25 protein-coding genes are annotated in these 26,477 nt (G+C 47.7%); 7 read left to right on the top strand and 18 right to left on the bottom strand.

Going from position 1 to position 26,477, the window contains the following annotated elements; genetic code table 11:
* Positions 1–220 precede the first annotated feature (220 nt).
* From ACKU41_RS05960 to ACKU41_RS05945, 4 genes are read left to right on the top strand one after another with little or no spacing between them, the layout of a single operon-like run.
* Entirely contained in the window at positions 221–1,294 is a 1,074-nt protein-coding gene (locus ACKU41_RS05960) for an MlaE family lipid ABC transporter permease subunit (RefSeq protein WP_321404641.1), read from the top strand.
* A 1-nt stretch (position 1,295) separates the two neighbouring features.
* On the top strand, positions 1,296–2,093 hold the full coding sequence (locus ACKU41_RS05955; RefSeq protein WP_319780430.1) for an ATP-binding cassette domain-containing protein: 798 nt from the start codon (positions 1,296–1,298) through the stop codon (positions 2,091–2,093).
* Positions 2,090–3,238 (top strand): MlaD family protein, encoded by a 1,149-nt coding sequence (locus ACKU41_RS05950; RefSeq protein WP_321404639.1) that lies wholly within the window; start codon positions 2,090–2,092, stop codon positions 3,236–3,238. The genes ACKU41_RS05955 and ACKU41_RS05950 overlap by 4 nt, the downstream gene beginning before the upstream one ends.
* Positions 3,239–3,240: 2 nt before the next feature.
* Positions 3,241–3,927, top strand: coding sequence for an ABC-type transport auxiliary lipoprotein family protein (locus ACKU41_RS05945; RefSeq protein WP_321404638.1), 687 nt, complete (start codon positions 3,241–3,243; stop codon positions 3,925–3,927).
* Here the strand turns inward: ACKU41_RS05945 and ACKU41_RS05940 are convergent.
* Positions 3,909–5,060: a GGDEF domain-containing protein gene (locus ACKU41_RS05940; protein ID WP_321404637.1), complete on the bottom strand. Its 1,152-nt coding sequence runs from the start codon at positions 5,058–5,060 to the stop codon at positions 3,909–3,911. The genes ACKU41_RS05945 and ACKU41_RS05940 overlap by 19 nt on opposite strands.
* Before the next feature lie 191 nt (positions 5,061–5,251).
* On the opposite strand from ACKU41_RS05940, the gene ACKU41_RS05935 reads away from it, so the two are divergent.
* From ACKU41_RS05935 to ACKU41_RS05925, 3 genes are all read left to right on the top strand, one after another.
* A complete protein-coding gene (locus ACKU41_RS05935) occupies positions 5,252–5,854 on the top strand; it encodes a DUF445 family protein (RefSeq protein ID WP_321404636.1) in 603 nt (200 codons plus the stop codon).
* Positions 5,855–5,965: 111 nt separating this feature from the next.
* Entirely contained in the window at positions 5,966–6,925 is a 960-nt protein-coding gene (locus ACKU41_RS05930) for a tetratricopeptide repeat protein (RefSeq protein ID WP_321404634.1), read from the top strand.
* A 15-nt stretch (positions 6,926–6,940) separates the two neighbouring features.
* Positions 6,941–8,131, top strand: coding sequence for a hypothetical protein (locus ACKU41_RS05925; protein ID WP_321404633.1), 1,191 nt, complete (start codon positions 6,941–6,943; stop codon positions 8,129–8,131).
* Between the two features lie 123 nt (positions 8,132–8,254).
* Here the strand turns inward: ACKU41_RS05925 and rpe are convergent, their stop codons facing one another.
* The 17 genes from rpe to ACKU41_RS05840 form a co-directional block, all read right to left on the bottom strand.
* On the bottom strand, positions 8,255–8,926 hold the full coding sequence (gene rpe / locus ACKU41_RS05920) for a ribulose-phosphate 3-epimerase (protein ID WP_319780421.1): 672 nt from the start codon (positions 8,924–8,926) through the stop codon (positions 8,255–8,257).
* The gene (locus ACKU41_RS05915; protein ID WP_319780420.1) at positions 8,926–9,390 is read right to left on the bottom strand and encodes an AsnC family transcriptional regulator; all 465 of its coding nucleotides are present in this window, start codon (positions 9,388–9,390) and stop codon (positions 8,926–8,928) included. The genes rpe and ACKU41_RS05915 overlap by 1 nt, the downstream gene beginning before the upstream one ends.
* Positions 9,391–10,590, bottom strand: coding sequence for a heme b synthase (gene ahbD / locus ACKU41_RS05910; RefSeq protein ID WP_321404632.1), 1,200 nt, complete (start codon positions 10,588–10,590; stop codon positions 9,391–9,393).
* A 1-nt stretch (position 10,591) separates the two neighbouring features.
* Positions 10,592–11,575: a porphobilinogen synthase gene (hemB, locus tag ACKU41_RS05905; protein WP_321404631.1), complete on the bottom strand. Its 984-nt coding sequence runs from the start codon at positions 11,573–11,575 to the stop codon at positions 10,592–10,594.
* A gap of 346 nt (positions 11,576–11,921) precedes the next feature.
* Entirely contained in the window at positions 11,922–13,106 is a 1,185-nt protein-coding gene (ahbC, locus tag ACKU41_RS05900; RefSeq protein WP_319780417.1) for a 12,18-didecarboxysiroheme deacetylase, read from the bottom strand.
* A gap of 318 nt (positions 13,107–13,424) precedes the next feature.
* On the bottom strand, positions 13,425–14,573 hold the full coding sequence (locus ACKU41_RS05895; protein WP_321404629.1) for an OmpA family protein: 1,149 nt from the start codon (positions 14,571–14,573) through the stop codon (positions 13,425–13,427).
* Between the two features lie 134 nt (positions 14,574–14,707).
* Entirely contained in the window at positions 14,708–15,043 is a 336-nt protein-coding gene (locus ACKU41_RS05890) for a hypothetical protein (protein WP_319780415.1), read from the bottom strand.
* Between the two features lie 16 nt (positions 15,044–15,059).
* Positions 15,060–16,103, bottom strand: a complete 1,044-nt coding sequence (locus ACKU41_RS05885; protein WP_321404628.1) for a zinc-ribbon domain-containing protein — start codon at positions 16,101–16,103, stop codon at positions 15,060–15,062.
* A gap of 87 nt (positions 16,104–16,190) precedes the next feature.
* On the bottom strand, positions 16,191–17,378 hold the full coding sequence (locus ACKU41_RS05880) for a glycosyltransferase (protein ID WP_321404626.1): 1,188 nt from the start codon (positions 17,376–17,378) through the stop codon (positions 16,191–16,193).
* A gap of 3 nt (positions 17,379–17,381) precedes the next feature.
* The gene (locus tag ACKU41_RS05875) at positions 17,382–18,398 is read right to left on the bottom strand and encodes a glycosyltransferase family 4 protein (RefSeq protein WP_321404625.1); all 1,017 of its coding nucleotides are present in this window, start codon (positions 18,396–18,398) and stop codon (positions 17,382–17,384) included.
* Positions 18,399–18,605: 207 nt separating this feature from the next.
* Positions 18,606–19,148: a flagellar export chaperone FliS gene (fliS, locus tag ACKU41_RS05870; RefSeq protein WP_319780410.1), complete on the bottom strand. Its 543-nt coding sequence runs from the start codon at positions 19,146–19,148 to the stop codon at positions 18,606–18,608.
* Positions 19,149–19,227: 79 nt separating this feature from the next.
* The gene (gene fliD / locus ACKU41_RS05865; RefSeq protein ID WP_319780409.1) at positions 19,228–20,964 is read right to left on the bottom strand and encodes a flagellar filament capping protein FliD; all 1,737 of its coding nucleotides are present in this window, start codon (positions 20,962–20,964) and stop codon (positions 19,228–19,230) included.
* 209 nt (positions 20,965–21,173) lie between these two features.
* Positions 21,174–22,055: a flagellin gene (locus ACKU41_RS05860; RefSeq protein WP_319780408.1), complete on the bottom strand. Its 882-nt coding sequence runs from the start codon at positions 22,053–22,055 to the stop codon at positions 21,174–21,176.
* Positions 22,056–22,269: 214 nt separating this feature from the next.
* Entirely contained in the window at positions 22,270–23,076 is an 807-nt protein-coding gene (gene tsaB, locus ACKU41_RS05855; protein WP_321404622.1) for a tRNA (adenosine(37)-N6)-threonylcarbamoyltransferase complex dimerization subunit type 1 TsaB, read from the bottom strand.
* Positions 23,073–24,140, bottom strand: coding sequence for an RIP metalloprotease RseP (rseP, locus tag ACKU41_RS05850; RefSeq protein ID WP_321404621.1), 1,068 nt, complete (start codon positions 24,138–24,140; stop codon positions 23,073–23,075). The genes tsaB and rseP overlap by 4 nt, the downstream gene beginning before the upstream one ends.
* 9 nt (positions 24,141–24,149) lie before the next feature.
* Positions 24,150–25,352 carry a 1-deoxy-D-xylulose-5-phosphate reductoisomerase gene (locus tag ACKU41_RS05845; protein ID WP_321404619.1) on the bottom strand — a complete coding sequence of 401 codons (1,203 nt, stop codon included), beginning with the start codon at positions 25,350–25,352 and terminating at the stop codon, positions 24,150–24,152.
* A 41-nt stretch (positions 25,353–25,393) separates the two neighbouring features.
* On the bottom strand, positions 25,394–26,197 hold the full coding sequence (locus ACKU41_RS05840; protein ID WP_321404618.1) for a phosphatidate cytidylyltransferase: 804 nt from the start codon (positions 26,195–26,197) through the stop codon (positions 25,394–25,396).
* Positions 26,198–26,477 lie beyond the last annotated feature (280 nt).

Genomic DNA, 26,477 nt, shown 5'->3' with positions numbered 1-26,477 from the left:
TCATGAAGAGTACTTCGGCCCATTAAGTTCCTTGCATTTATGTTGCTGCGGCTGTTATGTGCTGATTATCCAGAATAAAAATGATAGGTAAGCACTTGTCTTTGGTATATTTCCTGCTTCCCTTTCGTGTTACCAACTGCTAACGTACGGTTTATAATTGTAAAAGAGTGTATTATATACGGTAATAGCCTTTATGTTGTTTAAGAAATCTAATTCAAATATGACAATTTCAGGCCGCCTGGATGCGGAAGGAGCCGGAGCCGTCTGGGAGCAGGCCCGTTCTGCTGTGACGGCTGGTTGCTATATAATTGACTGTTCGGGTGTAGATTATCTGGACGGTGGCGGTTCATCGTTATTTATGATGCTGAAAGCTGAATGCCGGAATAGGGGCAAGACTCTTTCTATCAATGGATTGCGTCCTGAATTTGCAGCCTTTCTTGATTTGTTCGATCCGGATAAAGCCACCCCGCCAAAGGAAGAAGCAAAAGCCAAGGGTGGCATACGGGGATGGATTACTTCCGTAGGTCTTTCCGGCCAGGAGATGCTTCAGGATATGCGCGAACAGGTTGAATTTACAGGTAACTGTGTGCTCGCATCCCTGAGTACAGCCACCCGTAAGAATAAATTGCGCTGGCCTGATTTCTGGCTCACATGTGAAAAAGTTGGAGCCGACGGGCTGCCCATAATATTGCTGATCGGTTTTTTGATGGGCCTGATCATGTCTTTTCAGTCTGCTGTTTCCCTAATGCGTTTCGGGGCGGAAATTTTTGTACCCAATATGCTCGGGCTGGTTATGTTTCGTGAGCTGGGACCTATGGTTACAGCTATCCTGCTTGCCGGGCGGACCGGATCTGCGTTTGCCGCAGAGCTCGGGACCATGAAAGTAAACGAAGAACTGGATGCCCTGAACACAATGGGACTTAATCCGGTCAGCTTTTTGGTTTTGCCACGGGTGCTGGCTACGGTTTTTGTCACCCCGCTACTGACTCTTTTTTTCAATTTTATGAGCCTCGTGGGTGGAGCGCTGGTCATGCTTTCCATGGGGTACCCTCTGACCACTTATTGCGGGCGTGTTTTTCAGAATGTGCAGTGGATGGATTTTTCCGGCGGCATGATCAAAGCAGTAGTATTCAGTTTTTTAGTTGCCGGTATCGGCTGCCAGCGCGGGCTGGTTACCAAGTCCGGCGCAAGTGCGGTTGGTGATTCCACTACCAGTGCTGTTGTCAGCGGGATTGTTCTCATTGCGGTTTTTGACGGAATTTTTGCGGTAATCTATTTTCTGGCAGGTATTTAAGTTGTCCCATGATGTAGAGAATATAATCAATGTGCGGGATTTGACCTGTGCTTACGGGGACACCGTCATCATCGACAATATTTCTTTTGATGTCAGGAAAGGCGAAATATTTATTATCCTCGGCGGTTCCGGTTGCGGTAAAAGTACAGTGCTTAAACATATGATCGGACTGTACCCTCCTGCAAACGGGCGGATTCTAATTGCCGGGGATGATATAGGTTCCGCATACGGATCGAAGCGTCTGGAAATCCTGCAGCGTATCGGGGTTATGTATCAGATGGGGGCTTTATTCGGCTCCATGACCCTGCTTGAGAATGTGCGTCTTCCTTTGGAAGAGTTTACCTCCATGCCCCGTGAAGCCATGGATTATACCGCCCGCATGAAGCTTTCTCTTGTGGGACTGGAAGGTTCGGCGGACAAGATGCCTTCGGAACTTTCCGGTGGAATGCTGAAGCGCGGAGCCATTGCCCGGGCTATGGCGCTTGATCCGAAAATATTATTTTTGGATGAGCCTTCTGCCGGCCTTGATCCGGTCACTTCTGCAGAACTTGATGAATTGATACGCAGCCTTTCACGTTCATTGGGAGTTACTTTTGTTATCGTAACCCATGAACTGCAATCTATTTTTTCCATTGCGGACCGGGTTATCATGTTGGACAAAACTGTCCGGGGCATAATTGCCGAAGGTGATCCCAGAGTGCTCAGCAAAGAAACGGAGCATCCGCAGGTGCGCAGATTTTTTCACCGTGAAGTCGAAGGAAAAGCCACGCAACATCAGTTGGCTACGGAGAATATATGAGTCGGAAAAGCAACCCGTTCAGGCTGGGACTGTTTATTATTATCGGCATGCTGCTCTTTGTTTCTGTGCTGGCTATTCTTGGGGCCGGCAAGATTTTTGAGCGCAGTGTGAAAATGGAAACTTATCTCAACGAGTCGGTAAATGGCCTTGAAGTTGGGTCTCCCATCAAGTTTCGCGGGGTTAAAATCGGTACGGTCAGTCATATCGGTTTTGTCACAGATCATTATGTAGACCTCGGACACAGCGCATTGCGCTATGTTTATCTGCTCGGTGACCTGAATCATAAAATGTTCAAGACCAAAGAGGGAAGGGATCTTGTTGCTGCTTTGAAAAGGGAGGTTGATCGGGGGCTGCGCGCCCGACCGGTTTCTTTGGGACTGACCGGACAGCTTTTTCTCGAGATTGATTATGTGGATCCTGCAAAAAATCCCCCTCTTGAGATAACATGGAAGCCGAAGCATTTGTATGTGCCTTCAGCTCCATCCATGATGAGCCGGGTGGAAAGTGCCGTGGCGTCCATCAGTGATACTCTGGAAGATATTAACAAGGCAAACATAGCTGATGCAATTGAGGATGTCCGTGAAGTTGCACAGAATCTCAGCACTTTTCTCAAAAATGCAGACACCGGAGAAATCAGTAAACATTTGACCGGAACATTGGATGAGGCTGAGAAATTCATAACCCGGATCAACCAGCTTCTTGCTGCACCGGAAGTGGATAACCTGATGCCGGATGTAGCTGCTGCTGCCCGCAATATGCGTATGGTCATGGAAAACTCTTCCGGGGACATTGTAGCAGCGATGAAGGATATACGGAAAGCGTCGGCAAGCGCTAAAAATGTTACCGGTGGTATGGAAGAATATCTTTCCGGCCCGAAAGGCAAGCAGACTCTGGCTGATCTTTCCAAAACCCTTAACAATATCAGCGAGGCTTCCGACAGAATTAAGGGAGCTGCAGCACGGTTTGAATCAACCCTCTCAAGAGTGAATATGACCGTGGCCGGACAGCAGGGCAATATTGAAGCTATTCTGGATAATGTCCGCAGGCTGATGGAAAATCTGCGGGAGTTGAGCAGCGAGGCGAAACAGTATCCGGCCGGAGTGCTTTTCGGAGATCCGCCGAAAAAGGGAAGTAGTGGAGAATAAAAATGATACAGGACAATTCATATAAAATTTATGGAGCCGCGAAAACGGCAGTGTTATTGGCTGTTCTGCTTACCTGCTTTCTGGCTGGGTGTGTGAAATTGGAACGGCCTACTCTTGACCGTAAGTATTTTACCCTCGATGTTGTACGTGCTGATAAGGCTAAGAATTCTATCCATACCGATAAGAATCTGATTGTTCGCCGGGTTAAAATTTCTCCGCGTTATGAGGACCGAGATCTGGTTTACAAGGTGGGTGAAAACGGGTTCGAATCCGACTATTACAATTCGTTTTTTGTTCCCCCGGCAGCTATGGTCACGCAGGAACTGCGTGTCTGGATGGGGGAGTCGGGAATATTTGCCAATGTGCTGGGGCCGGACAGTATGGGGACCGGGGAGCTTCTTCTGGAAGGCGTGGTCAATTCTATATACGGCGATTATTCAGGGCCGGACCACAAGGCCGTGCTGAAAATGCAGTTTATAATGCTGGATAACGGTAATCCTGACTTGCCGATTATTTATTCCCGTAATTTCAGCCGTGAAGTGCGGATTGACGGTACAGGGCCGGATGCCCTCGTTAAAGCCATGAACAAGGGCTTGAATGAGATCTTTATCGAACTGGAAAAAGATCTGGCTGAAAGAATCAGCGCGAATAATTTTGATTCAGCGCAGGATTATTCACAGGAGAAATGAACCCTGTTTTTACCCTTTATTTTGCAACGGTACATGTTGTCGTCAGCTCGTTTGATCATTTTTTCCAGTGTTTCGTCGTTTGAGAATTCAGCCACGCCGATGCTTATAGTTTTGTAGACCGGAGTGCCGTTTTGGGGACGGTATTCATAGTTCTCCAGAGCTTCGCGGATGTCTTCAGCAATTCTCATTGCCTCCTGTCCTCTTGTCTGCGGAAGGATGACCATGAATTCTTCCCCCCCGTAGCGGAAGGCTTTGTCTGTGCTGCGGATATTCTTTCGGATGATTGCGCCTATTGATTCGAGAATTTCGTCTCCGGCAGCATGACCATAAGTGTCGTTGAACATTTTGAAATCATCAACATCCATAAGCAATACACTTAACGGACTGCCAGAACTGCGGCTTTCTGAAATTTCTTTTTCTGCAACTTCCAGCATATGGCGGCGGTTGAAAAGTCCGGTCAGCTGGTCGGTGATGCTCATATATTTGAAGCGTTCTTCGCTTTCCTTTAGTTTTTGCTCGGCATTTTTTCTTTCAGCTATTTCCTGTTCAAGAGCATTGTTTTTTTCGTCAAGCTCATGAAGCAGGGTTGCCAACTGGGCAGCATTGTCTTCCTGAAGTTCTTTTACTTCCATCAGTTCTTCAATCAATTCTTCTCGCCGCAGTTCAGCCTCTTTTTCAGCAGTAACGTCGTGCATTATACAGATACAGTTTTCAGGGGTCTCGCAGGCAGTGCAAATGGTGGCAACGGACATATCAACAAAATGAAGATGTTCGTTTTTATCTATAATTGTAAGACTTAGACTGCTTTTGCTGGTTGGTCCCAGGAAGAGATTGCGGAGATATTCACGCCCCTCAACGTCATGTGCGGGGATGATAATTTCATGCAGGGGCAACCGTGAGCATTCATCAGGAGTGTATGCTGTGATTTCGGTAAAAGCCGGATTGGTAAAGAGTATCCTGCCTTTTGTATCCAGAATAGCGATTGCGGAAGCTGCAGAGGCAAATAAATTTTTAAACCAAAGCTGCTCACAGTCTGAACGAATGGAATTTAAAGACTCTTCCAGGCTTTTGTTTTTATCCCTGAGCTCTGATAGCTCGGAATAAATTGACCGCGAATGACTTAGATTTTTCATGATAAATTGCCCCCACAATTTTACTCCACCCTATTAGGGGGAACAATATACACTGATTTGTAAACTAATCAAGTATTTTTAGTTAAGATGTTATCTGTAGTCTTATTTGCTTGCACTTTGCCTGATTTTAGACAAAGATGTGCGCGCACTTCTTTTGTGAATAATCAATAAAATAATTCAGGAAAAACTTAATGATAACATTGAAGCTCCTTCTTTCACCTGTAATCTGTGCCCTTATCGGCTGGTTCACAAATTTCCTTGCGGTAAAAATGCTTTTCCATCCGCACAATCCGATTAAGATCGGTCCTTTTTCCATTCAGGGGATTTTTCCCAAACGTCAGAAGGAACTGGCCCTGCGTCTCGGTGAGATGATTGAAAGAGAACTTATTTCTCATACTGATATTAAAAATGTCATTCATGATCCGACCTTTCTTGATAAGCATAAAGAAGTTGTTCTTGAGTACTTGGATGTCTTTTTCCGTGAGAAGTTGACCTCACTGCACCCGATGGTAGGCATGTTTCTGAACGATGAGACAATGAAGACAGTTAAGGGTATGCTTTCCAAGGAGCTCGATTCCATGTTGCCCAAGCTTATCGAAACCACTTCATCCCAGCTTGAATGTTCTTTGGATTTTAAGTGTCTTGTTCAGGATAAAGTGGAATGTTTTTCTATGGAGCAGCTTGAGTCCATCCTTTTCTCCATTATGAAGAAAGAGTTTAAGTTTATTGAAGTTATCGGTGGAATTCTCGGCTTTATTATCGGTCTGATTCAGGTGGGAATCTTTCTGTTATAAAATAATGTTATCTAAAGAATTGTTAATCCCGTCTGCAGGTATTTATATCTGTAGACGGGATTGTTTTTTTTGAGGGGTCGTAAACACAAACTCCAACCTGTGGAGGATGTTGTGAAACGATTTGTTTTTCTGTTGGCAGTTGCATTTATTGTGCTGTCTGTTTCAGGGTGTGCCAATCTCTCTGGTCCTTACTATCTTAAAAATCATAAGTATAAAGAGGGGATCAAGGCATTCAGCGAAAAATTGCAAGAAGACCCTGATGATGCCGGAACAGCCTACTATGTAGGCCGTTATTACATGGCTTTAAAAAAGCCTAAGAAAGCCCAGCCTTATTTTTCCACTGCACTCCGTGTTGATCCTGATAATGTTGATTATCTTTTCTGGTCCGGTGTTAATTACTGGGCCTTGAAGCAATTCAGTAAGGAAAGATCTGCCTATCGCAAAGTCCTTGCTCTTGATCCGAATCATATCTCAGCCAATCTCTACCTTGCTCACAGCTATTTTGAAGAAGGAAAGCTTGTTGAGGCTCTCGTCCTTTACGACAAAGTCATCAAACTCGACCAGTACAATCCTGAGGCCCTCTACAACCGTGCTGATATCCTAGGCCGGCAGGGCAAGAAGGCGGAAGCTGTCAAAGCATGGAAAAAATACCTTGAGTATTATCCTGACGGAATTCTGGCCATGAGTGGTGCTGATAAGCTTAACCTGCTTGGTGATTTTTCTTACCGTAATTTTATTTTTGGTACCCGTAATGTCACTTTGCGTAGTATTAAATATAAGCCCGGTAAAGTTGAATCCGATTTTGAAAGTAAAAGTTCTTTGCATGTTATTGCCGCGATGATGGAAGAGAACAAGAAGCTTAGTTTTCATGTTGTGGCTTATGTGAATGGAGATTCAGACCTTGCGAAAAAACGGGCTATGGGAGTCCGTGATTATATATTGAGTGGTCATCCTGATTTTGATCCTGCAAGGATGCCTTTAAGCTGGTTTGGAACAGCAGAAGAGGTGAAGCGGGATGGAAAGACTTTCAAGCTGGATGAATCCATACAATTTATAACTGTAGTCAACTAGGGGAGGGAGGAGTCTATGAAAAAACAACTTAAGAGAACGATGTGGTGGATGGCGGTTCTGGTTTTGATCGGAATTCTGGTTGTTCCATGTGTTTTAGCGCAGGATACCCCGGAAGCTGGAACTGATGAAGTAACGGAAACAACTGATACCGGTGCAACTGAAGAAGGCACAACGGATGATAATACCGCCGAAGATGGTGCAGCAGAAGAGGTAGAAGCTCCTTCATTTGCTAATCCTGCACAGGCTGCCAAGGCTGATGCACTTGCTGCTGCTGACGCCGAAGCCAAGGCTGCAGAATTCGGTGATGCCATTGCCGAAGCTGAAGCCGAAGTCGCCTCTGCACAGGAAACCGTGGACGTGGCAGCTTCTTCTGTTGAAAGCGCTCAGTCAGCGGTGGATGGCTATAATTCAGATATTGAAACAGCTGAAGCAGACATAGCTGCAGCAAATGATGCAATTGCGTCAGCTACCGCAGCCGTTGACGCTGCAACAGCTGCAGATGATGCTGAAGCACTGGCTGATGCACAAACGGCTTTAGATGCAGCACAGAATGATTTGACTGCCGCAGAGACAGCCAAGGCTGACGCTGAAACCGGTCTTGCCGCTGCTGAAGTTGAACGTGATGCGGCTGAAGCTGATCTTTCTGCTGCTCAAAGCAGTTTGGAAACTGCAAAAACTACTGCTGACGAAACCTTGTCTGCTGCAGCATCAATCGGTACTGATGCTATTGCCTCCATGCGTGAGCAAGGTATGGGATGGGGTGAAATTGCACAGGAACTTGGAGTACATCCCAGTACTCTCGGACTTGGACACCAGAAACAGGCTCAGGCACGTACCGCCACAGCTCTTGCATCAGCGGAAACTGTTGCAACTGCCAAGAATTACGGCCAGAGCAAAAAGTCCACAACCGCAGCTGCAACTTCGCGTAACACCAAGACCGGTGTTTCCAAGACTCCTGGAGTCTCCGGAGGTAGCGGTGATAAGGCTGTAGGGCTTAGCAGGGCGTCCAGCAAGGCTCAGAGTGGCGGCAAAGGCTCTGCATCTGCTTCAAGCAGCTCCGCTTCTGGAGGCCGTGGTAATTCCAAGGGAGGCGTAAGCGGCGGTGTCGGTGCCGCAACTTCCAATTCCAATGCCGCCGGCGGTTCCAAAGGTAAGAGTTCCAGCAGGGGCAATAAAGGTGGAAACGGTAAGGGAAATAATAAGTAAAAAATACATATGGATTGATAAAATGCTCCCGGTATAATTTTCCGGGAGCGTTTTTTTGAAATAAAAAACGGGAGAGTGCTGTATGGCATTCTCCCGTTTGTATATTCAAGCTGGAATATCTGCTTATTTTCCGGCGCAGGTTTCCAGAAAGAGTTTATGACGTTCTGCGTAAGGCGGATATTTGAAGAATGCGGACCCGGAAACAAGAACATCAGCTCCTGCTTCAACAAGCTCACGACAATTCTCCATGGTCACTCCGCCATCCAGCTGAATGAGTGTGTCTGCACCCATTTCATCAATCATGGCCCGCAGGTCGCGCACCTTCTGAGTACAGAATGGGATGTACTTCTGTCCGCCGAAACCGGGGTTGACGGACATGATCAGCACCATGTGCAGCTGAGGGATCAGGTATTTGATGGATTCCAGAGGGGTAGCCGGGTTAAGTGCGATTGCAGGTTTTACTCCACGCTCGGCAATGGCGGCTACAGCACGTTCAAGGTGTACGGTGGATTCGGCATGAATGCAGAGCAGGTCGGCTCCGGCATCACAGAATTCATCAATGTAACGCTCGGGTTGTTCGATCATGAGATGGCAATCAAAGAACAGGTTGCATTCCTTGCGCATGGATTTGATTACCGGAGGACCGAAAGTGATGTTGGGTACGAACTTGCCGTCCATTACATCAAGGTGAGCCCATTTGAGTCCCGCTTCTTCCAGTGCCTTTAATTCATCGGCAAGGCGGCTGAAGTCACAGGAAAGCAGGGACGGGGAAATGATGGTTTCCTTGGCTGCCATTATTTTTTCTCCTTGTCTTCCTTCATGTCAAAATCAACTTTGATCTTGAACAGTTTGGTGGCGGGCAGATAAAGAACGCGGATACCTGTTTTTTCAGTGATTGCATCAAGGGTTGCTATCACGGTCTCCTTGTCCGGCCCGATGAAGGTGAACCAGATATTAAAGTCGTTTTCGCGCAGGTAGTTATGGGTAACTCCGCTATGACGGTTAACTTCGGCTACGAATTCATCTATTTTTTCTTCAGGCACACTGGCTGCGCAAAGAGTTGAGTGCCATCCCAGTTCGCGGGAGCCGAAGTTGGCTCCTACGCGGCGGATAACACCGTCTTCACGCATGGTGTTGACCCTTGAAAGGGTCTCATCTTCGGACACGCCCACCTGTTTCCCTATCTCAGCGTAAGGGCGGGAAACAATAGGGAAATGAGATTGGATGATACCGAGGATCTGTTTATCTACTGCATCCATCTATTTATCCTTTCTGGGCTTTTTTTTGGGCTCATAGGAACAGAGCGGTTCCGGTCCGAGATAGTTGTCTTCCATGGTTTGGGCGCGCGCACGGCAACCTCCGCAGACTTTTTCATATTCACAGTGACCGCACTTGCCGTCATAAGTGTCCGGGTTACGCAGATTGAGGAATTGTGGGGATTTAGCCCAGATTTCCGGGAAAGGAATTTCGCGCACGTTACCGCAATCGAGTTCGAGGTAACCGCAGGGCTGGACCTGCCCGCGATGTGAAATGAAGCAGAAGCCCACACCGCCGAGGCATCCTCGGCTGACAGCATCAAGACCGAAGTTCTCGAAGTTTACTGCAATGCCTTCCTCTTTGGCTCTCTGGCGCAGGATGCGGTGGTAATGCGGTGCGCAGGTTGCCTTGAGTTGCATGTCGGTGGTTTTCTGGAAATCGTAGAACCAGTTGAGGACATCTTCATACTCGTCGGCGGAAATTATTTCCGCGCCAAGTTCTGCAGCACGTCCGGTGGGCACCAGCAGGAAAATGTGCCATGCGGATGCGCCAAGATCTTTGGCAAGCTTGAAGATATCCTTGAACATATGCAGGTTGTTGCGGGTCACGGTAGTATTGATCTGGAATTCTATTCCAGCATCTTTCAAGTACTGAATACCCTTCATGGCCTGATCGAATGCGCCTTTTTCTCCACGAAATTCATCGTGATATTGGGCTTCAGCAGCATCGATGGAAATGGAGCAGCGCTGAATGCCTACTTCCTTGAGCCGGACTGAATTTTCTGCAGTGAGCAGGGTTCCGTTGGGAGCCATGACGCAACGCAGGCCTTTCTCGTTGGCGTAGGAGACCAACTCGAATACATCATGGCGCAGAAGCGGTTCACCACCAGTGAAAATGATGATCGGATCCCCGGTTTCGGGAAAGGTATCGATAAGCGCTTTTGCTTCTTCTGTTGAAAGTTCACCCGGATAAGGTTCGGGGTGAGCTTCAGCCCTGCAGTGCTTGCAGGCAAGGTTGCAGGAGCGGGTGATTTCCCATGCGATGAGACGCAGCGGCGGGGAGCCGTCAGCATTCTTTTGGGGGATGGGATGCACTCCCGGATGCCCTCCGGGATGTCCCGATTTAGCTCCGGGGTGGCCGCCCGGATGTCCGCTACCCGGATGCCCTCCGGGATGTCCACCTGTCATTTTTTTATCACTCATATTATTTCTCTTTCAGTCTTTTAAGTACGTCTTCAGTGAAGTAGGTCAGGATCAGATCAGCACCGGCCCGCTTGAGTCCGAGGAGGGATTCCCAGACCACGGATTCTTCATCCACCCAGCCGTTCAATGCTGCAGCTTTGATCATGGAATATTCTCCGCTGACTTGGTATGCCGCTACAGGCAGGTCGAAATTGTCGCGGGTCTGGCGGATGATGTCCATATATGGTCCGGCAGGTTTAACCATAAGAATGTCAGCGCCTTCGATAACGTCCGCTGCCGCTTCGCGCAGACCTTCACGGGCGTTGGCCGGGTCCATCTGGTAGGTCTTGCGGTCCCCGAACTGAGGGGCGCCTTCAGCTGCCTCGCGAAAAGGACCGTAATAAGATGATGCATATTTAACTGAGTAGGACATGATCGGTAGGTTTGCAAAACCGTTTTCATCCAGAATTTCGCGGATGGCAGCTACGCGACCGTCCATCATGTCTGAAGGTGCGACCATATCCGCCCCGGCCTTGGCGTGGGAGAGGGCTGTCTTTGCCAGCAGGTCGAGGGTTGCGTCGTTGAGGATTTCCTCATCCTTGACGAGTCCGCAATGTCCGTGTGAGGTGAATTCACACAGGCAGACATCGGTGCAGACCAGCAGTTCAGGCCAACGTTTTTTAATTATGCGTATTGCCTGCTGCACAATCCCGTTATCATCATATGCCTGACTACCTACGGGGTCCTTTTCAGCTGGAATGCCGAAAAGAATCAGGCTCTTGAGGCCATTTTCAACAGCTTCCTCAACTTTGATTTCCAGCTGTTTCAGGCTGAGCTGAAATTGGCCGGGCATGGAGGAAATTTCTTTTTTGTAATTTTCATCGTCTGTTTCGTAGACGAAGTAGGGCATCATAAGATCGCTGGCGGAAAGAGTTGTTTCACGGACCAGATCACGAATAACCGGGGTACGTCTAAGTCTGCGTCCCCTGTGAAAGTCAAATACCATTTCAGACCTTCCTTTTTTACCTCCGGCGGCTGGTGAAGGACAAACTTTTGCAAAAGTTTCCCTTCATCAGACCCCATCCTTTCAAAAGTATTTGATAGGGCGTCACCGCAGGGGCATTGTGTTTGCTATATTTAAAAATATTTTTTCCCGCGGTAAGTTTTGCGGGGTATTATTCAAGTCTCTGATGGTTTCCAGCTTCCATTTGCTAAAATTAGCAACGCGTTTTGGGAAGGGGAAAAGTCCAGAGGCGAACAAAAATCCCGACAGACCTAGTGGCCCGCCGGGATTTAATAATATTTATCGTCGACAGGACGACCGTCATGAAACGTTTTTCAAAACAGTGGGCCTAGTCCTTCTTGATTTCCTCGTCAGTGAGGTAGCAAGCCGGGTCCTGAGCCCAGATGTCGTCGTAGTATGCTTCGGCGCGGGCACGGAAGTTACCGGCACAGATGTTCAGGTAACGGCAGGTCGCGCAGCGTCCGCCAACGTATTGTTTCTTGTCTTTGAGTTTGTGCAGCAACTCAATCTTTTCGTCCATCCAGATTTCGGAGAAAGGACGTTCCAGAACGTTGCCGAAGGTGTGGTTGCGCCAGAACTGGTCAGCGTGAACCTGACCGTCCCAGGAAATGCAGCCGATTCCGCGACCGGAGTTGTTGCCTTCGTTGAACTGAAGCAGTTCTAAAACTTCCTTGGCGCGTTCGGGATCTTCTTTGAGCAGGCGCTGGTATACGTAAACACCGTCAGCGTGGTTATCAACGGTCAGGATTTCTTTGGGCATGCCGGCGTCGAAGAGAGCCTTGGTCTCATCCATGATCAGGTCGAGCAACTGGCGGGTTTCAGCGTGGCTCAGATCCTCTTTGATGAGTTCGGAACCACGGCCGGAGTATACCAGATGGTAGAAGCATGCTCTGGGGACTTCAAGGTCACGCAGGACTTTGAAGACAGAAGGAACTTCAGTCCAGTTACGTTTGTTGATGGTGAAGCGCAGACCAACTTTAAGACCTTCGGCCTTACAGTTTTCAACACCTTCGAGGGCTTTTTTGTAGGAACCGGAAACACCGCGAAATTTGTCGTGGGTTTCTTCTGTTCCGTCGAGGGAAATTCCTACGTAGGAAAGGCCTACGTCTTTCAGTTCACGGGCTTTTTCCTTGGTGATCAGGGTTCCGTTGGTGGAAATAACCGCACGCATACCTTTACCGGTAGCGTAGCTTGCCAACTCAACGAGGTCCTTACGCACCAGCGGTTCGCCACCGGAGAAAAGCATCACCGGGGCGCCGAATGCTGCGAGATCGTCGATAATCTCTTTTGCTTTTGAGGTGGAAATTTCGTCTTTTCCGTCAGGGTCAACAGCCTGTGCGTAGCAGTGGACACATTTAAGGTTGCAGCGTCTGGTCATGTTCCAGACAACAACGGGTTTTTTATCTTTAGAAAACTGTAAAAGATGAGAAGGCAGTTTTCCAGATTCACGACCATAGCGCAGGGCATCGGAAGTTTCTACCGCGCCACAGTAAAGTTTTGAAATACCAATCATTTATAAGATCCTCCCTAGCTGCGTTAAAACGTGCCAGGCTATCAGTTTTGACGATGTTTTTCCCTATGTTGGAAGTAATAATAATTACTGTTTATAAGCAGTCAACCGGGAAAATCAATCGGTTATGCGTAATGAGAGAGCGAGTTTTCAAGTAACACAAATGTAGGCGGGGGAAAAGGGGTAATTGGGAGGTTTGGCTGTATGGCTTAAGCTATTGAAAAATATGATTAAATATTTGAATCGAATAATCAATGAAAAGTGGACATGAAACAAAAAACCTCCCCACTAGGTGTGTATTTAAAGTGGGGAGGCTTTTATTTACGGTGCAATGGAAACTTGAACACGTCTATTGAGCAATTTGTTATACTTGGTGGTATTGGGTACTAGAGGATTGGATTCACCGAAGCCTGTAGTCCCGATGCGTTGGGGAGCAATGGGGAAATTAGTAGTCAGGTATTTTTTTACTGCTTCGGCCCGCTCTTTGCTCAGTTTCATATTGTATTCAGGAGATGCGTCGGAGTCGGTGTGACCTCCGATTATAACCCGCTTGTTTTTCAGGTTGTCGCTGATTAGAGCTTTTCCGAGTTCATTCAGCAGGGGGTACGATTCCGGTTTGATATCGGAAGAATTCACATCAAACTGCACTGCAAGGTTGATTGAGCGCGGTTTTGGTGTTGGTTTCGGCGAAGTTGCAGAGACGGGGGCCTCTGTGCTGCGGGGGGCCGGTGCCTGCATTTCCTGCGGTGTGCTGCGTGGACTGTTCTGTTGCCCGGTTTGAACATTCTGCGGGGGAGCCTGAATTTGAACCATGTTGGGCATCAGACCGGCAATCATGCCCTGATCAGTATTCTCGTAACGGGCCCATGAGGTCAGCGGGACTGCCATATCCGTGGCAATAGCCTGAATTATATTATAGAAAGCTGAATCAGGCATGCGGTGTTCTCGTTTGACAATGAGGAAATCATCATCCATTTTTTTCTCAATACGTCCGCTTTGTTCAAAGGAGCAGACCATCTGCCCACGTTTGGTTTCATAAATTTTTACATGAACAGTCAAAGCTGAATCATCCATGGTATGCCCCAGATAGAGGTATGGTACGAAGCCTACAACCAGCAGGTCGTAGCCTCGCGAGCGGGCGGTAAAAAGGGCTTCATCAAGTCCGCGGTAGGTCAGTTTTTCGTCATAGACCATGGATGGAAAAATTTGCAGTCCTGTCCAGTTCTGCCATATTCCTCTAGAAACCCTATGCCCCCAGTCGCTTCCTTTATACATAGTCTGGGTTACGTGGAAAGGGTAAAAAAGAGCGGAAAGCGGACCATAGTGCGGCTTCTCCGGCCTTGAATAAACCATAAGCTGCGAGAGCTGAACCTCTGCATCATGATAATAGATGGACTGGGTGGCTATCTGCGGTTCAAAATGTGTGCAGGCCGAAAGGGCAAGGACGAATATAAGCAGAAATTTTTTCATGTCGTTAACCGGGTGGTTTTTTTATCGTGTCTGAAAATTGACCATACTACGTGTACCGGAAATATAGCAAAAAATATGCCGTGAGTTTACAGGTAAGAAAAAAGCGGCTCCCGCCGGGAGAGCCGCTTTTGATTTTATTGTATCAGTTTGGTGGGGGATGGTGCCGCCTGCATGGATTCAAGTATCTGTTCCTTCGATTGAATCAGGCTTTGTCTCAGTTCCATCTTGCGCTGTACCGAGAGTTTTCTGAATTCCGGTTGGCGGGTAAGTTCGGTGAGCTGTTCCATTTCGCTTTTTATTCTTTCCACTCTCTGCAACAGCTCACTTTCAGGTGAACATACCTGTGAACAGGCATCGGCCAGCTCGGAAATTTCCCTGGCCATAACCCTGAAGCTTTTAGGGTTTATTTCTTTGGCAATGCGGATGCGTTCCTTGGCATTGTCCATTTTCCCTTTTATCCATCCAAACATAAATATCCCCGGTCAGCTAGATTGTGGGCTGGTTGAACTGCATGTAGAAGCCCAGAATGACCAACAGTAACACAATAGGCATCACCATTGAAAGAACAACCCGCATGTATGTCGTATTATGGATATTTTTGTAGGCGATAATTGAGATAGCCATACTTATCAATGCGCCGATCATGTCGCCGACAACGGGGATAACGCAGAGGATAATAGGCGCATAGGAATAAGCCGTAGCTCTGAAAGTGGCCTGAAAACCCTTTTCCCCAGCTCCGAAAATCATGAGCAGGATATGGGTTACACCGATCAGCGGAAAGCTGATTCCGGCCAGCATCAATGGATATAGCAGCAGGGATAGCAGGGCCGGACCTGTTCCGTCCTTCAGGGAATCCGCAATCATGGAATCATTCATGATCCTGCCGACATCGCTGCCCATGGAGGAATCAACTCCGGTCATGGCCCATATGAAATTACAGATTTCCTGAAATTCTGCCAGCAGGATAAAGAAGAACAAGGGCATCAAAAATCCTTTTAGCGGCATATCCTTGAAAAAATTAGCCGGGGAGAGGATCACTTGCTTGATGGTCAGGAAAAAACCGGGAAAAAAACCGTACTTTTCCAGATTTTCAAAAGGGACTTCGTTTCCGTTGCTTTCAGGTCCGAAGTCTTGTTCTTCTTCATGGATATCGCCTTCGGGTTTCATGGAATCAAGACGTTGCCATAAGTCTGATTTTTCTTCTTCGGGCTGGTCTTCCAGTTTGTATTCAGGCTGCTGCCCGAATTGATCATCATACGGAGCGGGGCTTACCGGATCCTGAGCATCGGAAGAGATTTCTTCATGGGCATGCTGCTGAACATAAGCTGCAGCTTCACCATATTCTTCTTCGGGGTCAGGATGTCTGATTTCTTCAGGATTCGGCTCCGGAAGAGGGGCTGTATCCTGATCAAGGTTTCTGAATTTGAATTTTGCCTGACATTTCGGACAGGTTGCCATCTGGGCAGTGGAGGGAATTTTATCCTCCGGAATCTCACTGCTGAAATCGCACTCGGGACAAGTAACTTTCATATTAATTCCTTGAAGCTGTTTGTCTGAATATTTTGGTCAGACCTAATAAATTTTATACTGTTAGGCAATGCCATTTGTGCATGAACATTATGACATATTAATGTCCGGAAGCAATAATGGCCCTACTTCACAGCCTTTTCGGGGGCTGATAAAATCATTTAAAATATGTGGATATTCAGTTCCTAGATGATGGTTGAATCTACCGTCGGTGGATTGATCGAAGTTTTTCAGCTTAAGTTCTATTTTTTCTCTGCTTTTTAAGAGATGGGTCAGGTGCTTTATGGGGCAGTCGGGCAGAATTCCTGTCGATCCTTCCAGTCCGGTCAGTTGTTCATGGATTTTATTGACAAATTTAATTTTGTCATTGTTTTTAAATAGCCTAAGCTGCAGGTCAGGCCAGAGTCCGTAACCGACACGGCAATGGTCCTTATCGGGGTAAAAAGTCATGCGCGGCAGGTACCAACTTTTGCATTCTGAGGAAGCTGCCGCCCTCCTGACTATTTCCCAGTTTTCATTATCAAGACGCTCGTCTGCATCCAGATAGATTATCCAATCGCCGGAACAATGCGTAAGCATACAATTCCGTTGGGCGGAAAAGTCCGCATTAAGGGGATGGCGGATATTGATAATTTCTGCATTATGAAATTTCCTCAACTCCGGGATACTTTCGGATTCACGGCAATCCCAAACCAGAACAATCTCCTCAATCCAGTCAGGAAAACAACTTATGAATTTTTCCAGTTCCGGTTCATCTGGGCTGAGAATTGCGGCCGCCGATATTGTACTGCTTTCGCCTTTATTCGGGATTTCTATGTTCTTTGTTCCGGAAAATAGTTTTTGCAGGTTCTGGTGCCTGGATTTACTTTTACCGGTCAGACCGGGATTTAAAATCAGGTGTGACTCTGTTGCACCATAGCCGTTCTGGAAAAGCAGAAGTAATTGCGCCCAGATTGACGAGTCTGTGAGAATTGCACATCTTTCATCCAGCGTTTTATCGAAGCCGCTCAAATTGAGCTGTCTGATTTGTTCAGGATAAAGATCGCAGATCACCAGCTCTTGATCTGCGTGCTTTTTTTTCACCAGAGCTTCAGCCAGTCTTCCATCTGCTGCTCCGAAAAGAATAAGCGTGTCTGCTCCGCGCCTATCAGCAAAGCGCAGGTGTTTCTCCGCAGTTTCAGTAGCTGTGCCGGGGCAGGTGCTAAATTCTTCCTGCTGTTGTCCGGCCAGACTGTAATCAAGAATGCGGGCTGAGTAGAGCTCAAAATTGTGTGGCATATTTTAAATTAATTTTTTTGTCTTTAGCAGTTCCAGGTAAATATGTCCCAGTTGTGTAGCGATATCCTGTGCCCGGAATAATTTTTCAGCTTTGGTTCTTCCTTTTTCACCCATTTGTTTGGCTTCATGGGGATGAGTGAGCAGGAATTTAACTGCTTGTGCATATTCGGCGGCGGTTCGGGCCACGAACCCGGTTACTCCATGATCAACAAGTTCCAGTTGAGCGTTGTCACGCATATCCCTGCTGGGGTGGGTTATGACAGGAAGTCCTGCCGCCATGGCTTCAGCAATGACCAGTCCGAATGATTCTCCGGTATCATTAGCGTGCACCAGAAAACTTATGGAATTGAGGAATTCGGCAATCTCTCCGTCGGTAAGTACCGGAGGCAGAAAATGTACATATTGTTCCAGATTCTTGTCAGCAACAAATTGATGCGCTTCGGGAATGCCGCCGATGATTTTATAGCTGAAAGGAAGGAGTTCTTTTTTCTTTACCTGTTCTTCCAGCAGGGGCAGGAACTCAAGGGCGAGGTTGGACCATTTCCCCTTATCCGCCCGGGAAATTCTGCCAAAAGAGTTTTGGGGAAGATCACGACCGGCCGGACAGTGATCACGAAAAAAGTCTGTATCGACCGGATTATAAAGTACCGAGTATTTCGGTTCTCTGGCCGGGATGGAATTTACTTTAGCGAAGCGTTCTGCACAGAACCGGGAGACAAACAAATGACGGTCAATTAGCTTTGCTTCCGGACTGGGGTCGTGATGTCCAAAGACATTTGTTTCTACCAGTACAGGGGTCCGGGCCAGTTTAAAAGGGCGCAGTGACCCCGGTTCTGTCCATCCCGCGCGATGGATGTGGGCCACATGGGGGGTGAATTTTTCCAGTACGGAAAAGAGGTCGGATCCGATAAATGTTGGAATACCCTGTTTGCGGAGGAGTTTTCCCCTTGGCCCGTCTGTAGGGGAGTAGACTGCTGTCTGAAAAGTGTTTCTATCCAGGTTGGCAGCAAAAGACTGCATGACTTTTTCCGTGCCGCCCAGTCCCAGTGACGGAGATATTTGAAGTACCCTTACTCTGTTATTTCCCATGATTAAAATAGATGGCAGATAGAAAGCCCGATGTAAAGTATGGACTTCATATATATGGCTGACCACGTAAGAAAGCCCCTGCCGAAGCAGGGGCTACATAACCTGTAAAGTAATCCGGAGCAAATTGTTGCCGGAGTATTATGCTCTGCCACCGTATGCGTTAGCAGCCTTTTTCAGCTGGAAGGCATTGGGAGCAGGTATATTTTGTGCCTTCGGCAGTCCGTATCCCGCATCATTTACAAAGCTGCGGTTTACGTTGGTAGATCCGCTGTTTGCAGTGGCAGAGGCCTGCAGGGGAACTGCAGCCTGTGCTTCTTCCGTGGGGATGATTTCCCGGTATGCGGAAGCAATGCCGTCGATGATCTTGATTACTTCATCGAGCTTTTCGGTGTCCATCTTAAGGTTAGCCTGCAGCAGTCTGGTGTTGCAGTATATATAGAGCTTACTGAGGTTCTCAGCCAGCTCACCACCCTTCTCCTTGTTCAGGCTGGAAGCAAGTTCGGAAATGACTTCAATTGCTTTGGAAATAAGGATTCCCTTGGCGGCATAGTCTTTCTCGTTGATCTTCACCTTGGCCTGCTTCATGAATTTGATGGCAGCATCATAAAGCATAAGGAGAAGTTCTCCCTTGGAAGTGGTATGGATCTGTGTTGATAAATAAGCTTGAGCGGCTTTGTTCATATTTGCTCCTCCTGACTTACTGATCGGCAGCCTTATCAGAAAACATTAGAGGTTTTTTTAAAAAACATTTTGATTCAGATTAGCTCTTCATTAACTGGGTTACACTTGCAGTCAGTGCCGCTGTTTTTCCCTGATAGTTACCAAGCAACTTGTCCAATCTAGCGTATTTATCGGTCAGCATTCTTTTCTTCAGTGCAATCCGATCCTCTTCATAATCAATTTTCTTATCGATATTGTTCATGATGGTGTCGTAGTTGTTCTGCAGAATTTCAAGAGGACCGTTTTTACTGGTTATTTCACCAAGAATGCCAACCATTTCACTGATCTTACCCAGCTTGAGGTTGATATTCATAGCATCTGATGCGCTGCTGTCGGCATTACCGTATGTTCCGTCTGCCCTGTTTTCAACACGTAGGGACATACCTGCTTCATCGGTGCCAGATGCCCCGGTGATCTGCCATGTTCCGGGGTCCACTGATGCTGTATGGCCGTTGATACTTGCAGAGATAAGTGTGCCGCCGGCTACTTCATATTGAACATTGTAGTCCCCTGCTTTGGTAACTCCGTTAATGTGGGATAAGTAAGTCAGGTTAGGGGATTCTGATTCTCCCATATAGTTTGCCGCAAAAAGTTTCGCCACAGCCATCGGATCGTCATTCAAGGCTTTTGTCAGTTCGTCAGTATCAAGCTCCAGCATACCCATGTTGGCGCCGCCGCTATCTGCGTTGGTCTTAATTCCCAACTGGGACAGAGCAGAGTACCTGTCCCCCGAAGTATGACCGGTGGCAGGGTCTTCGTAAAACCATGAAAATCCGATACCCTTGTTGGCAACTACATCTTTCAATCTTTGGCCGATTAAAAGTTCGACACCATAGTTACCGGTGAGGATGGATCCCTTAGCAGAGTCCGATGAAGTTTTTACCGACGTCAGGTCCTTGATCATTTCCCGGATAACATTCGTTTGTTCGACAAAATTTTGAACGTTTTCGACCATTCCCTCTTTATCAGTCGTAATACCGATATTGATGGGAGAACCTGCGGGGGTTGTTTTTTTCAAATTTAGAGTTACACCAGGAATAACATCGTCAATGGTGTTTGAATCGCGCTCAATCCACTGAGCAGCTAAAAAAGGATAGCCATCTACTTTTATCTGAGAGTTCTGGGCGTTTTGTGAACGGAAAAAGTTTGTTTCGTCATATACTGCACCGGAAATATTGGAGAGAATGATTACATTGTCTGCACCGAGATCCAGCCCGTAAATCTGTAAATGGACTTCGCTTCCGTCGTCGATGGTCGCAGCCCTGATTTTATCGCGCGTGTCGGCATGGGCATTGATCATATTTACGAACCCCTGAAGGGTCGTTCCTGCTGGAATATTGCTAAGTGTTATTGATTCCCCTGCGTATGAAAATGAAAATGTCCCCGTAGAGGTAAAAAATTGATCGCTTTCAGAGGGAAGTCCGTTGAATCCTACTATCTTATCATTTTGTGCCAACTGGTTGACTTCAATTGTGTGGCTGGCAATGTCTGCTTCACTGTTAGCTGTCGCTGTTATTGTGTCTGCGTCTGTGGTTGACACAGCTTTAGTCATGAATTCATCAAGGGTATCCATGGACTTCAGCGTGCTCTGAAGGCCGAGAAGGGCGGTGTTCAGTTCCTGAAATTTTTCAACTTTATCACTCCATGTGCTTTTCCAGCTTTCGAGCCTGTTGATATGGACCCGCTCAAGCTTGATCAGCCCGTCGATAAGCGACTGGAAGTCGGTTCCGGACCCGAGTCCGGTAAAGTTGATATTTCCTGAGGTGTAATCAGACATAATTTTCTCCGGGAACTTTTTTCCCTGATTCTATTCTCACCTCATCCGTTGCAATCAGGATGCCAAATATTAATGTAAAATTAAGTTGTGTTAAGTATTAAGTAGCGGATTTGATTAAGGTGAAGAAAGCCGGGCCGGTTTTGCCGGACCCGGCTTTTCTCATGTGGTCTGACTTAGTCAGAATGATTCATGCGGCGTATGCGGTTTTATTAACCGATGAGCTGCATTGCCATTCTGGGCATGCTGTTAGCCTGCGAGAGCATGGCTACTGCAGACTGGGTCAGGATCTGGTTACGGGTGAACTCAGTCATTTCAGTTGCAACGTCAACGTCGGAAATACGGGATTCCGAAGCCTGAACGTTTTCAGCCTGGATGGACAGGTTGGTAATGGTGTTTTCCAGCCTGTTCTGCAGGGCACCGAGGTTAGCGCGGATCTTATCCTTTGAGATAATCGCATTGTTGAGCTTCTCAAGGGATTCCTGCGCCAACTGCTGGGTTGAAATGGAGTTGTTTGCTCCCATACCTACACCGAGTGCAGATGCAGTAGAAGTGCCGATGGAAACATAGTAGTAGTCTTCCGCAGAGTCGTTCGCGGTACCGAAGTGAACCTTCACAGGACCAGAAGACTCGATACCGGAACCGTCGTGATCGCTGTTTGCGCCGGACATGTTACCATTCAGCAGGTGGATGCCGTTAAAGTCAGTTGCGTTGGCAATACGGGTGATTTCTGAAGCCATGGCCTGATATTCGGAGTCGATGATCAGACGCTGGTCAGAGTTGTAGGTACCGGTTGCGGCCTGAGTTGCAAGCTCCTTCATACGGATGAGCTTTTCATCAATAACACCGAGAGCGCCGTCAGCGGTCTGGATCATCGAAATTGCATCGTTGGCGTTACGGATACCCTGGTTGAGTGACTTGATGTCAGAACGCATAAGTTCGCGAATTGCGAGACCTGCAGCATCGTCAGCTGCGGTGCCAATACGGAGTCCTGAAGACAGACGACGAGTTGAAACACCGAGGTTACCATACGATTCTGCCAAGTTGCGGTTGGCATTCATGGCCATCATGTTGTGGTTAATTACTAAAGACATGCTTTCCTCCTTGAAATGTGATCTTTGGCTTCCTTGCCAAAAACATTGCCTTGGAACTAAAGGTTCACAAAGCTATACTGGTCCTTCGTGACTACCTGATCGTCTGAAATGTAGATTACTTTAGGGTTTGTTAATTTTTTTGTTTATTTAATAAAAAAAGGGACCTCCGTTTATGGAGATCCCTTTTTAACATATTAATTTTTATAAAAAATGTTTAACGCGGTGTAATGTCCTTCAGTTGTTCCCGCGCAGCCTCAAGGGGAATTCCCCGTTTGCGGGTGATGGCTTCAAGATTTTCTTCGGCGTCTGATCCGCGCAGATACATGGGTATGGGCATCTCGTAAGAATATTCAGCATGTTGGGCAGCTTCAAGTATGTCATAAACAGATGGAACATTGAATCTTTCAGGCATAGTGGAGTATTGGGGGTTTCCGGCCAGAAAATCGTCAAAGAAGTCTTTGTTTTTTACCAATCCGGTTCCAACCAGCACAGCATTCTCTTGCTTGTATGAAAGAATTATTTCTGCTGCTTTCTGAGCAGCCACCGGCAAAGGAGGAGTGACGGAAGTCAGCGTTCCGTCAATGTTTGCAGCCTCAAACCCCTGCAGGTAGACCTGCAGTCTTCTGGAGTGTGTGATAGCCCAGACAGGGCTGTCGCATACAAGGGCTGTCCCTCTGGCAATGATCGGAAGGTATTCCAAGCCACAGACCGGACAGTTGCTTCCGGCGGCAATTCCTGCAGCGGCAGCAAAAGTCAGCCGCAATCCGGTGAAGCTTCCCGGACCGGCCACTAAGGCGATACGGGAAATCTTTCCGGCAGCGTATCCGAACAGTTTAAGAGAATCCCTGATGGAGGGTACAAGGAAATTAACCGAGCGTCCGGGGACCACAAGGGTTTTGGTTTCCAGCAGGGAATAGGGCTCCCCCTCATCCTCACGCCGGGCGATAATTATCTGCATGGTTTCTTCTGTGCCGTTTATGGCCAGCAGAAGCTCTTCTTTTTCTTCTATGGATGCATTCATTTGCTGCTCATTCGTACTATGTCATTAAATATCGCAAAGGCCATCAGGCTGAGAAGCAGTAGCAAGCCCACACGGGTGGCTGCGGCCTGAAGTTTTTCATTGAGCGGCTTACGCAGGATTGTCTCAAGACTGAAAAAGAGCAGGTGTCCGCCGTCCAGTACGGGAATGGGCAGCAGATTGAGCAGCCCGAGGTTGATGCTGATAAAGGCGGTAAACTGGAGCAGTTCAAGCAGCCCGCGTTCGGATTGCTGCTTGATTGCCTGAGCTATCATGATCGGTCCGCCGATTGAGTCCATGGGCACAACCCGTTCAACCATTTTAACTATGCTGGTGCAGATGAGTTTGGTCACGGTCCATGTCTGTTCTGCTGCGGCAACAGCTCCGTTGAGTCCGTCCATTTCAATTGTTTTGGAATCACCGGACGCTACTATGCCTACCACCGGCCTGCGGATGGTTTCACCGAAAATATTTTTGAGTTCCTGAACCTGTGGTTTTATGGAAAATTCTTTGATGTTGCCATCCCTGTCGACAACAAAATCAAGTGTGTCGGATCTACTGTTCTGGATGGTTTGTGCGAGATCGGACCAGAAAATAATTTTATGTCCTTCAATGGAAAGAACTTTGTCTCCGACTTCTATTCCGGCTTTCAAAGCCGGACTGTCCGGCTGGAGCTGACCTACGGTAGGGGCCAAACCCATTTGTCCGTTACTGATGATGATGCCCCAGAATATAAGCCATGCCAGAACAAAGTTGAATATAGGTCCTGCCGCGACTACGATCATGCGATGCCACGGAGGGCGGCTCATGAAAAGTTCTTTTTCGGTGAATCCGTTGTCCTCGCTCATCTCCCGTTCTTCTCCGGCAAGGCTGACATAGCCGCCTAGGGGAATCAGGGATAGCCGGTAGTTGGTGGCTCCCCAGTTGAATCCGGCAATTCTGGGACCGAATCCGAGTGAAAATGTCTTCACACCAATGCCGAGCATGCGTGCCGCCAGGAAGTGTCCCAGCTCGTGGAAGAAAATCAGCCCGCCGAGGACCACAATAAAGTCAACTATCCAAGACATAATAGTTCCTTAGACGATGGAGTCCATGACGTCCCGTCTGGTTTTGATGTCCAGTTCCAGAACTGATCCGGCTTCGCTTACATCGCACCCGGCATGGGCATTGAGTGCTTTACCGATGATGGCCGGGATGTCCAGAAAGCGAATTTTTTCCTGTAGGAAAAGATCTACAGCAACTTCATTTGCCGCATTGAGTACAATGGGGTGACTTTGTCCGGCTGCAAAAGAGTCCGCTGCATGTTTCAGGCAGGGAAAAACTTCAAGGTCCGGTTTTTCAAAGGTCAGGGTCCCCACTTCAGCAAGGTTGAGCTGTTTGAGTGCCAGGGGCACACGCTGCGGGAAACACATGCAGAAGGCAATGGGAATCTGCATGTCCGGCACGCCCAGATGCGCAAGCTGTGAACCGTCTACATATTCCACCAGCGAATGAATGATGGACTGCGGGTGGACCACTACATCCACCTGTTCCGGCGGCAAACCGTAGAGGTGGCAGGCTTCGATGAATTCCAGCCCTTTGTTCATAAGGGTTGCGGAATCAATACTAATTTTTGCGCCCATGTCCCAGTTGGGATGGGCCAGAGCCTGTTCACGGGTTACAGTTTCCAGAAATTCTTTTGATTTGCCACGGAAAGGTCCCCCGGACGCGGTCAGGATCAGTCTGCTTACTTCATCCCCACTGTGTCCGGCCAAGCCTTGGAAAAGGGCGTTGTGCTCAGAGTCAACAGGAAGAATGGTCGCTCCGGTGCGCTGGCATGCTTCGCGGATGATGTGTCCGCCGAGCACAAGTGATTCCTTGTTGGCAAGGGCGATCATTTTTCCTTTATTTGCAGCGGCGAGGGTCGGCTCAAAGCCGGCTGCCCCTACAATTGAGGAAAGTACCAGCGATACTTCTTCCAGCTCGGAAAGGGTGATGTATGCCGCCGGGCCGGTGAGGATTTCCGGCTTGTAATCCGCGGGAAGCAGACTGTTCAATTCTGCCGCTGCCTCGTCATTGAGAACTGCGAGATATTGAGGACGGTGTTTGATAGCCTGTTCAGCCAGCAATTTGGCGTTTCTGGCCCCGGCAAGGGCGGTAATCTTGAAAAGATCCGGGTGTTGTTCAATTACTTTAAGGGTACTGGTGCCGATTGAGCCGGTGCTGCCCAGAATGGAAATTGATCTGGGGAATTCCGGGAGTTTCGCTTCTGCCGGCCAAGGGGAAATATATGTTTGCAACTCTGGTTATCCGTCTTATTTTGTAGGCGTTGAAGCCCGGTTTAAAAAAATGCGTGAATCTGTCTTGCCAGAACGTATAGGGGCAGGGCAAGCACAAGACTGTCGATACGGTCCAGAACACCGCCGTGTCCGGGCAGTATTTTACCGGAGTCTTTAATCTGGAGCTTGCGCTTGAGGGCAGACTCGAAAAAATCCCCCATCTGGGAACCTATGTTGAGCATGGCCGCAAGGAGCATCCAGTATAAGACCGGGGCATGCCCGAAAAATAATCCATAAACTGTGCAGCACAGGATGCATCCGGCAAATCCGCCGATTGATCCGGCCCATGATTTTTTAGGACTGATCTGGGGCCATATTTTCTTTTTACCTAAAAAAGTTCCGGCATAAAAAGCGGCAGTGTCCGAGGAAGATGCCGCGAGGAGTACAAAAAGTATTTCCCAGCTGTTCATGGAAGTCATGAACTGCATTGTAACAGGAATATAAACAAGTCCGGCAAAGAGGACCAAGCTGTCATGGTAGGCCGCCTGATCTGGTTTTGCACTGAATGAAAACAGGAACCGTAAGTTGAAAAGCCAGAACGCTCCAAGCATTATCAACAGCATCCAGACCGGGGAAACTGCGGCAGAGGTCATTATTATTCCTGCGCCGGCAGCCATACCAACAATTCTGGAGGCAAGGTGTGACCTGTCCTGCCAGAACATGGCGTAAAATTCATGAAGGGCGATGGTGCAGAAGATAGCCAGCCCGCCGGTTAATACGTTTCCGCCCATTATCAGGGCTGTGGTCAAGGCTGCGACAAGGAGCAGTGAGGTAATGATTCTTTTTTGAAGGCTGCTTACGGGCATGAAGTCCTCGGTTGAAATTTCCACAAAAAATGCAATTAAAATATATAGATACTACTTATGAAAGATGGTACTTCCTAAGATATTGGGAAGTTTCATGTCTCGCAAGGAGCAAAAATCAGCATCATTTCTGGGCAGATTTTACGTTATCTTTTAAAAAACTCCATATTTATAATCCATTAATAGTTAGTGGGCAAGCTGTTGACAGTTATTTTTCCATATTAATCCTGTCACAGTCGGTTCGTGAAGAACTGGAATGACAATCCTTTTTGAACTGATGCCT

Source organism: Maridesulfovibrio sp., from assembly GCF_963678865.1.
Taxonomy (GTDB): Bacteria; Desulfobacterota; Desulfovibrionia; order Desulfovibrionales; family Desulfovibrionaceae; genus Maridesulfovibrio.
Note: the sequence above shows the minus strand (reverse complement) of the source record. Positions and strands in the feature narration are given on the sequence as shown.